We start from the raw sequence: 8,934 nt of genomic DNA, 5'->3' as shown, positions 1-8,934 counted from the left end.
ATCGTCGGGTTGTTGACGCCCTGATAATAGGCCGAGAAGTAAATGTCCTTTTTGCTCGGCAAAGCAGTCTGGAAGACGATGCCGCCGGCATAGGTCAAGTTTGCTCCATCCGGCGAAGCCGGCGCGGTTGCAGGCACGAAAAGTTTGTTATCGTAGACGAAAACGTCGCCGTTGGTGTTTTCGAAGCTGCCCGATCCCGGGACGAGCTTCTGGTTGCCAAGGGTGTTCGAGTGAAGCACACCGCTGGTGAGGTCGTATTCGCCTCCGCCGACGGCGGTCCCCGTGACCCACGCGGTCCCGGACGTGCCTTGCCCGCTATAGGTGATCTCGAAAGTCGCGGCCTGAGCGCCCGCCGAAGCGAAGCACGCGACGCCTAAAAAGGCGGCGACAGCAAAGTTGCGGATTTTCATGTGAACCTCCTTGAAAGAGAGACTTGCCACTTTCAAGCTTAAGCAAACGCCTAGCATAATCTGATTGATTTCGTAATGACTTGGATCAATTACGGTGTTTTATTAAAACAATGAATCGATTGTGCAAAAAAATGCTTTCAAATCAGAAGGATCCTTGTCCGGCGCGGTCGATCCAGCGGGTTGGAGCCTTCCACTGGACCTCTGTCCGACCCGTCAAACCTTGGGCGTCTCGGCGCTCGCGCCGCCATCGCCGAACAGGAAGGGCGCGACGTCGCGGATGCCCGGCGGCTTTTGCGCGAAAAACGGCATCGGGCGGCAGACCGCCATGGCGGAAAGGCCGATCCGCGCGGTCAGCATGCCGTTGAGCACGCCTTCGCCCAGCCTCGCGGAAATTTTCGCCGCTATTCCGTGGCCAAGAATCTGCTGCACCAGACTGTCGCCAAGCGCCATGCCGCCGGTGATGGCGAGATGGGCGCCCACTGCGCGGGCGAGGCGCCAGGCGCCGAGCATTCCCGGCCGGCCGCCGTAGATTTCGGCGATGCGGCGGATCAGGCGCAAAGCCTGGAAGGCGACGAAAATCATGTCGATCGAGGCGCGCGGGCTCAGGGCCGCGACCAGCGAGACGCGCTTGGCGGCGGCGGCGATCTCGCTGCGCGCCGAATGGTCGAGCGGGGGCATCAATTGCCGCTCGGCAATGTCGATCAGGTCGCGCCCGTCGATGATCTCGCCGCGCAATTCGCCGAGGTTTTTCCGCACGGCCGCTGTTTCAGGGCGCTTTTCGTAAAGTTTCGCCAGTTCGCCGACTTGCTTTCGCGCCGCCTCGCGGTCGTCGGCGCCATGCGCTCGCGCGAGCGCGATATGTAAAAGTGCGATATGGCGCTGGCGGAAGGTCGCGAAGATTTCGCGGCCCAGCAGCACCAGAAGCGCCAGAAGAGCGATGCCGGCGAGGCCGAGGCCGATGGCGCCGAGCGCGGCGGAACGGGCGAAAAGCGCCTCGATCAGCCCGTTGAGCCACAGGCCAAAGGCGAAAGTCGCCAGGCCGCCGAGCGCCGAGAATAACAGCCCGACCCAGGAAAAGCCGCCGCCGCGCAAAATCTCGCGGCCCTGCGCTACCTCCACGGCCTGTTCGGCGGCGTCGCCGACCAGCAGTTCGGCTTCCGCCTGATAGGGATCGGGCCGGTCCTCGACGACGAAATCGCTCCCGGTTGCGGGGTCGAGCCGGAAAGCGCGCGGCCTTGGTTTCTTTTCTTCGCTCATTTCAGCCGGTCTCCGAACAGGAACTGGCAGGCGCGGTCGAGCCTGATATGGGGCAGAGGCTGGATCGCGCCATCCGGCCCCAATGTCGGCGCCGGCGGGCGGAAACGCAGGAAGCGATAATCGGCCTCGCCCTCGGGCACGGCCAGCGCGTCGCCGCGAAAGGCGGCGCGGGGATCGGCCGGCAACAGGCCGGGGAAAATCGCCGCCTCGCTCTCGCCGTCGAAAACCTCGCCGTCGAGACTTTCCCCCGCCAGCGGCGTGCCGACGATGGCGTCGAGGGTCTCGCGGCCGCGCCGCACCGCGACCTCGCGCGTCGCCCGCACCGCAGCCATGGCGATCACATCCACCTTGGCGCCGGAAAATTCCGAACGGGCTATGGCGCGGGCGGTCAGTTGCCGCAGGATCGCCTCCAGCCGGTCGTGGCTCATATGATGGAGATGGTCGGCCTTGGTCGCCGCGACCAGGATCTTGTCGATCTGCGGCCGGAATAGTTTTGTCAGCGGATTGGACCTGCCGATGCGGAAGGCGCCGAGCACGTCGTTGAGCGCGGTCTGCAGGTCGCGCAGCGCGGCGGGACCGGAATTGAGCGCCGACAAAGCGTCCACCAGCACGATCTGGCGGTCGAGCCGGGCGAAATGGTCGCGGAAGAACGGCCGCACAATATAGGTTTTGTAAGCCTCGTAGCGCCGCTCCATCATCGCCGCCAGCGTCGCCGGCATGGCCTCGTAACCCTCCGGCAACGGCAGCGGCGCGAAGGTCAGGGCCGGGGAGCCTTCAAGGTCGCCGGGCATGAGAAAGCGGCCGGGCGGCAGGGTCGAAAGCGCATAGGCGTCGCCGCGCGCGGCGCGCAGATAGGCGGTGAACATTTCCGCCGCTCGGCGCGCCACGGATTCGTCTTCCGGGCCTGACGGGTCGAGGCTTTGGGCGAATCCGCGCCAGTCGGCGGCGAAAGGGGCGCGGGCGGCGGCGGCGCTGGCTTCCAGCGTCTCGCGCGACCAGACCGCATAGGATTTTTCCAGCAGCGGCAGATCGAGCAGCCATTCGCCGGGATAATCGACGATATCGATGGTGAAATGCGAAGGGCCGCCGGATCCGCGCGAGCGCTCGAAATCGAGGCAAAGCCGCAATTCGGAAATCTGCTTCGTCGATTGCGGCCAGTGGCGGTCGGGGCCGGTCAGGGCGGCGAGATGGTCCTCATAGGCGAAACGGGCGATATGATCGTCGGGCTGGGGCTCCAGCCGCCCGCCGATCAGGCGCCCTTCCGAAGCGACGCGAAACACCGGCAGCGGATTCTTTTGCCCCGGATTCTTTTGCCTCCCGAGGGCGGTCAGGTGCTGGGCGAGGGCGGTGATGAACACGGTCTTGCCGGCGCGCGACAGGCCGGTGACGCCCAGACGCAAGCCTTTTCCCCGGAGGAGTTCCGAGAGGTTGGCGGCGCTGTTGCGCGCTTCGGCAATCAGATCGGCGAAAGTGGACAAGGCAATCTCCGGCGGGGTCAATAGCTCGACCCTGACAGGTCATCTAAGCACGATTGCGAAAAATTTAAGCCGGCTTTCCGGCGTCAGGCCAGGAAGCGCGTGAGTTCGCCGGCGCCCCAGCGCAATTTGCGCCATTGCTCGATGTCAACGTCGAAGATCGCCAGCCCGCCCGGTGGAAAACCCAGCGAGAGGCGGGCGAGGGCGTCGCGCTCGCCGGAACCGGCGAACTGGGCGGAAAATTCGGCGAAGGCCGGATTATGACCAATGATCATCGCCGCCTCGATCTCGTCCGGCGCCTCGCGCGCCAGGTCCATCAGGTCGCGCCGCTCCGCGTGGTAGAGCTTCCTTTCGACGCGGATTTTCGGCGCCTCGCCATATTCGGCCTGCGCCACATCCCAGGTCTCACGGGTGCGGACGGCGTCCGAGATCACCACGAGGTCGATCCGCTGGCGGGTTTCGGCGAGAAAGGCGCCGACCCGCGCCGCCTTTTCCCGGCCGGCGGGAGTGAGCGGCCTTTCCCGGTCGCTGTATTTGCTGGAATGGACGGCTTCGGCGTGGCGGAAGAGAAACAGTCGGCGCATGTCGGCAAGCTAGCACGGTTTTTAGACGGGTCGGCAACAACCATCTGGATTTACGCATCGGGATTTTCGCCGCTGCAACTCTACAAACCCGCGCTTCCGCGAAATCGAAAATTTTCGGCTTTTGTCGATGGCGGGGATGGGCTAACGCTTGGCCAAACGTGGGTGGAATCGCGCTATGCGAGCCTGAACAGGCCGGGAGGTATTCATGAAAGCTGCTGTTTGGCTTTTGGCGTCGTCGCTGGGCGCGAGTGTCGCCGCCGGCGCCGCGTTGGCTGAGGACAAGGTGCAGGTCCCCATGGATTTCTTTCCGCCTGTAGGGAATGCTCGCGTCATTCCAACCCAGAAGGCGAAGCAATCCCCGGCTGCGACCGCCTGCGCCAACGAACGCGGGGCCTTTTCCCCCGAGGCGCGCCTTGACGGCTGCAGCGCCTTGATCGCATCCGGCAGATGGAAAGGCAGGGAAATCGCCTGGGCCTATGTCAACCGTTGCATCATCTACAAGGCGCAGGGGCTGACGGAAAAGGCGCTCGCCAATTGCGATCAGGCGGTCGAGCAGGACCCCCAAAGCTGGTTTGCCTACCAAATGCGCGGCGAAGTCTTTGAAAAGCTGGGCAATCCCGAGAAGGCCCTGGCCGATTACGACAAGGCGACCGAGGTGGGCGGCAAAAACGTCGCGATCTTCGCCAATCGCGGCGATCTTCTGCTCACCAAGGGCGAATACGACAAAGCGATTGCCGATTACAATCGGGCGATCGAAATCAATGACCAAAGCGTCCTGGCCTATATCGGCCGGGGAGGCGCGTGGGTCGCCAAGGGTGACGCCGATTCGGCCCTGGCGGACTTCGACAAGGTCATCGAGATCGCCCCTGACAACGCCATAGCCTGGTACGATCGCGGCACGACCTATTTCGCCAAGGGCGACAATGGCAAGGCTGCGGAAAACCTGAAACAGGCGCTGACGCTCAATCCGAAGAACGCCTATGCCGCGCTGTGGCGTTTCATCGCTCTCGCCAGCGACGGCGCCGACGCCAAGGGCGAATTGCAGGCTGGAGCGGCGAAGATTTCGCAGACGGCATGGCCATGGCCGGTGGTCGAGTTCTTCCTTGGCGCCAAAGACGCAACCCAAACACTGGCCGCCGCCAGCAGTTCCGATGAGAAATGCGAAGCGCAATTCTATGTCGGACAGGAGCGTCTGCTGAAAAAAGCCACGGACGAGGCGACGCCCTTTCTGCGCAGGGCGATCGAAATCTGTCCGAGGAATTTCACCGAGTATTTTGTCGCCGCCGCCGAGATGAAAAAGCTCGAACCCGCCGTGGCTGCGCCGAAGCCTGAGAGCGAGCCGCAAACCGACTCCGCGCCGCAAAGTGAAGCCGCTCCGCACGCGGACGTCGCGCCCAAAGCCGACGCCGCGCCGAAAACCGATGCGGTTGGGGACGGGGCGCTGCGTCCAGGACAATGAGTCATTCTGACCGGCGATTTTTTGGCTGACCGGCGATTATTTGCCAGTCAGCAGGACGATCTTGCCCAGATGGGCTGAAGTCTCCATCAGTTCGTGCGCGGCGCGGGCCTGTTCCAGAGGGAAGGTCGCGTGGATCATCGGCTTGACCTCGCCGCTTTCGAGCAGGGGCCAGACCTTTTCACGCAAAGCGCCGGCGATGGCCGCCTTCACCGCCAGCGGCCGGGCGCGCAGGGTTGAGCCGGTCAGGGTCAGGCGCTTGAGCATCAGGCTCATGAAATCGAAATCGGCCACACGGCTGCCCTGCAAAAAGGCGATCTGCACCAGCCGCCCGTCGGGCGCCAGAGCAGCGAGGTTTTTCTGCAGATAGGGGCCGCCGACCATGTCGAGGATCACGTCGACGCCCTTCTTGCCGGTCAGGCCTTTCACCTCGGCGACGAAGTCCTTCTCGTGGTAATTGATCGCGGCGTCGGCGCCGAGCTTTTCGCAAAAGGCGCATTTTTCCACCGAACCCGCCGTGGCGAAGACTTTCGCGCCAAAGTGTTTCGCCAACTGGATGGCGGTGGAGCCAATGCCGCTCGATCCGCCATGAACCAGAAAGGTCTCCCCCGGCGCCAGCCGACCCCTGGTGAAGACATTGTCGTAGACGGTGAAATAGGTTTCCGGCACGCCCGCCGCCTCGATCAGGCTCAGCGGCTTGGGTCTTGGCAGGCAAAGGTCGGCGTCGGCGACGCAATAATCGGCATAGCCGCCGGAGCCGACCAGAGCGCAGATTTCATCGCCCAGGGCCCAGTTTCCGACGCCTTCGCCGAGGGCAACGATGCGTCCGGCGATTTCCAGTCCGGGAATCTGGCTTTCGCCTGATGGAGGCGGGTAGAGGCCGGCGCGCTGGATACAATCGGGACGGTTGATTCCGGCGGCGACGACCTCGACGAGAACTTTGCCCGGTCCGGGCGAGGGAACCGGCGCGTCATGGACAAAAATCACCTCCGGTCCGCCGGCGCCGTCGAAAAACACTTCGCGCATGGATGTTGGCAAGGCGGTCATGAGTCGGCTCCCGTCAGGCGGTTTTGAAATAGAAGTGAAGGCTCAACACCACGCCGATGAATATCACGAACAGGCGGACATAGAGCGGTGGAATGCGCGATCCGGCATGGGCGCCGGCGAAGCCGCCGGCAATCGAGCCGGCGGAGAGCACGACCGCCTCCAGCCAGTGAATCTTGCCGGAAAACACGAAGGCGGCGGTGGCGGTGGCGTTCATCAGCGAGGCGAGCAGCATTTTCAGGCTGTTCATCAGCACGATGTCGCGCAGGCCGTAAAGGGTCAGCGCCGCCAGCATCAATATGCCGATGCCGCCGCCGAAATAGCCGCCGTAGATCGACACCAAAGCGTGCACGACCAATATGCCCACAGGACCTAACAACTGCTTTTCCGTTTCCTTCGGCATCACCATGCCAAAGGCGAAGACCAGGGTCGCGCCGCCCAGCAGGAAGGGCACCGAACGTTCGAAAATGCTTTCCGGCGTGGCGAGCAGCAGGAGCGCGCCGGCCAGGCCGCCGACCAGCGAGATGATCGCCAGGATCCTGCCGTTTATGCGCGGGTCGTCGAGAGACTGCCCCAATGTGTCGCGATAGGCATAGGTGGTCGCCACCTGCGCCGGGAAAAGTGCGATGGTCGAGGTGGCGTTGGCGTCGATCGCCGGCAGGCCCGCCGCCAGCAGAGAAGGAAAGGTCAGGAACGAGCCTCCCCCCGCCAAGGCGTTGATGAAACCCGCGCCAAAGCCGGCGAGTACGACAAGAAACAGCTGCATCGGGGCGCCTGGGTGAATCGCGCGGCAATCTGGCATGGCGAGGCGCCATATGCCAGATCGATGGCGCCTTTTGGCGCGCCAAGCGGCGCTGGTGAATGCGAAAGCACCAGTTTCGTAACTCGGATGATAGGTTTAAAGACCAGCATCGATTCGCCGCTACTTAGCGCTAAACGTCAGAAACCGTTCGAAGGCTCCGCATGTTGGCTCCCTCCCCGCAAACCAAGATCATGGCGCCGGCGTCCGGGGGCATGCTGCGACTTGTCAGCGCCTTCCTGCTGGTCGGCGCGCTCTGGACCTTGGCCAGGGGCGACGCGACTTACGCCATTTATGGCGGACTGCTCGGCGCCCTGGCCTTGCGCGGCTTCGGCATCGCCTTGACCGGCCAAGGCGGCGGAGCCGCCCCCTTCTTGATCGGAAAGCGCGGCGGCGGGCGCAGCCTTTTCGGGATCGATTTCGCCGCCTTGGCCTGCTTCGGCCTGGCTGCCGCGCCCGGCCTGCCGCTGTGGTCGCTGCCGGTGAACGCGCTGGACCTCTTGCGCCTGTCGCAGCCCGCCGTGGTGGTCGCCGCCGGGCTCTATCTGGCGGCCGGCGTCATCGGCTTGAGCCGGCGCGGCGTCCGCGCCGGGCCGCTCCCCTGCCTGGCGCTTTTCCTCTTGCCCTTCCTGTTCAACCTGCTGCTGGGGCTTGGCTCGCCGCTGCTCGACCGCGCGGCGGCGGCGCTCCTCGGCGGCGCCGCCCTGCCGCTGTCGCGCCTTGTGCTGCGCGGCGCGATCCTGTTCGTCATCAACGAGGCCATCGTCCACGGCGCCTGCCTCGCCATGGGTCGCCGGCTGGCGCCGGGCGTAAAGCTGCACCAGATCCTGTTGATGTCGGCCTATGCCGCCGCCGCGACGCCGCCGATCGCGGAACTTGGATCGCTCGCCGAGGTCGCGGGACTATGGCCGCCCCTGCGCATTCTCAGCGCGGCACTGGCGGCCGCCTTGGCCCAGGCGGGGCTTTGGGCGCAGGTCTATCTGGTCACCGGCGTGCTCGGCGACATTCTCCACGACGCGCCGCCGGTGGCGCCGAGGCTCTATGGCTATTGGCGCTCCGGCGCGGGCAAGGGCGCGGTCTACGGTTCGGTGTTCGTCGCGCTTCTGCTCGCCGTGCAGAGTTTCGTCAATCAACCCGAGGCGGTCGGGCTGTTGCTTGGCTCCGGTCCGGTCGGCGCGGCGCTCGCCGGGGCGCTGCTGTTCCCGCTGGCGCGGACCATCCTCGAATCCACCGATTCCACGCCGCCCTTCACCCTTCGCCTGTCGCGCGCCTATCGCGGCGCCGGTAATTTCGTCTGCGGCGCCATCGTCGGCGTCGGGCTGCTCACGGCCTTCCGCCACGACCTGCCGGCGGCCTTCGGCGCGCAGCGTTTCCTGTTCGGCTTCGCCTTCGGGGCGCTGGCCTATGTCGGCGCGCTGCTTTACCGCGACTTTTCCGGCATGGCCGCGGGCCTGCGCGGGAAGACCCGCAGCTGGCGCGTTTACGCGCTCGGCGTGCTGGTCGGCGGCGTGGTCGGCGGCGCCGTCGGCTGGTATTTCGATGTCGGCCAGCTCGCCGTGGTGCAGGCCCATTTCAACGATCACGTGCTGGTCAATTATTCCGCCGCCGGGCGGGCGGACAACGCTTACGTGATCACGCCCTTCTTCTCCAAATGGGGCGCCATGCACATGGGCATGGTCGATGGCGGGGTGAAGCTTTTTTATCTGGAATCGCTCTCCGGCGTGATCCAGTGGATTTTCGCCGCGCCTTTGTTCAGCATCAACCTGTTCTTCCTCACCGCGCTGCTGAAGCGCGATCTGGGCCCCCTGCGGGAATTGTTCAGCGCGGTGGGCATGCGCAAACTGGCCGACAACGCCATCGTCGTGCTGCGCTGGGGCCTGTGGATGGCCCCGATCATCTACGCCTTCCT

At 64.7% G+C, this 8,934-nt stretch carries 7 protein-coding genes and 1 pseudogene; 2 read left to right on the top strand and 6 right to left on the bottom strand.

What is annotated here, in order from left to right; genetic code table 11:
* The 4 genes from ACLP2E_RS04945 to ACLP2E_RS04930 form a co-directional block, all read right to left on the bottom strand.
* Window positions 1-410 (bottom strand): hypothetical protein (locus ACLP2E_RS04945; protein WP_442465314.1); only part of this gene is annotated, 410 nt, incomplete at its 3' end.
* Between the two features lie 213 nt (window positions 411-623).
* On the bottom strand, window positions 624-1,667 hold the full coding sequence (locus tag ACLP2E_RS04940) for a YcjF family protein (RefSeq protein ID WP_442461770.1): 1,044 nt from the start codon (window positions 1,665-1,667) through the stop codon (window positions 624-626).
* Window positions 1,664-3,145 (bottom strand): YcjX family protein, encoded by a 1,482-nt coding sequence (locus tag ACLP2E_RS04935; protein ID WP_442465313.1) that lies wholly within the window; start codon window positions 3,143-3,145, stop codon window positions 1,664-1,666. Before ACLP2E_RS04935 ends, ACLP2E_RS04940 begins: the two co-directional genes overlap by 4 nt.
* 83 nt (window positions 3,146-3,228) lie before the next feature.
* The gene (locus ACLP2E_RS04930; RefSeq protein WP_442461772.1) at window positions 3,229-3,726 is read right to left on the bottom strand and encodes a SixA phosphatase family protein; all 498 of its coding nucleotides are present in this window, start codon (window positions 3,724-3,726) and stop codon (window positions 3,229-3,231) included.
* A gap of 205 nt (window positions 3,727-3,931) precedes the next feature.
* On the opposite strand from ACLP2E_RS04930, the gene ACLP2E_RS04925 reads away from it, so the two are divergent.
* Window positions 3,932-5,185, top strand: coding sequence for a tetratricopeptide repeat protein (locus ACLP2E_RS04925; protein ID WP_442465312.1), 1,254 nt, complete (start codon window positions 3,932-3,934; stop codon window positions 5,183-5,185).
* 36 nt (window positions 5,186-5,221) lie between these two features.
* Here the strand turns inward: ACLP2E_RS04925 and ACLP2E_RS04920 are convergent, their stop codons facing one another.
* Both ACLP2E_RS04920 and ACLP2E_RS04915 read right to left on the bottom strand, forming a co-directional pair.
* Entirely contained in the window at window positions 5,222-6,229 is a 1,008-nt protein-coding gene (locus ACLP2E_RS04920; RefSeq protein WP_442465311.1) for an NAD(P)H-quinone oxidoreductase, read from the bottom strand.
* Between the two features lie 13 nt (window positions 6,230-6,242).
* Entirely contained in the window at window positions 6,243-6,992 is a 750-nt protein-coding gene (locus ACLP2E_RS04915; RefSeq protein WP_442461775.1) for a sulfite exporter TauE/SafE family protein, read from the bottom strand.
* Between the two features lie 197 nt (window positions 6,993-7,189).
* Here ACLP2E_RS04915 and ACLP2E_RS04910 point away from each other — a divergent pair.
* Window positions 7,190-8,934: pseudogene (locus tag ACLP2E_RS04910) on the top strand (GH36-type glycosyl hydrolase domain-containing protein); the annotation flags it as partial.

The sequence above is a fragment of the Rhodoblastus sp. genome (genome assembly GCF_052145335.1).
Classification (GTDB): domain Bacteria; phylum Pseudomonadota; class Alphaproteobacteria; order Rhizobiales; family Beijerinckiaceae; genus Rhodoblastus.
Note: the sequence above shows the minus strand (reverse complement) of the source record. Positions and strands in the feature narration are given on the sequence as shown.

What these genes read in the sequence shown, in the direction of transcription:
- ACLP2E_RS04940 (WP_442461770.1), bottom strand. Translation starts at nt 1,667, where the DNA reads ATGAGCGAAGAAAAGAAACCAAGGCCGCGCGCTTTCCGGCTCGACCCC.
- ACLP2E_RS04930 (WP_442461772.1), bottom strand. Translation starts at nt 3,726, where the DNA reads ATGCGCCGACTGTTTCTCTTCCGCCACGCCGAAGCCGTCCATTCCAGC.
- ACLP2E_RS04925 (WP_442465312.1), top strand. Translation starts at nt 3,932, where the DNA reads ATGAAAGCTGCTGTTTGGCTTTTGGCGTCGTCGCTGGGCGCGAGTGTC.
- ACLP2E_RS04920 (WP_442465311.1), bottom strand. Translation starts at nt 6,229, where the DNA reads ATGACCGCCTTGCCAACATCCATGCGCGAAGTGTTTTTCGACGGCGCC.
- ACLP2E_RS04915 (WP_442461775.1), bottom strand. Translation starts at nt 6,992, where the DNA reads ATGCAGCTGTTTCTTGTCGTACTCGCCGGCTTTGGCGCGGGTTTCATC.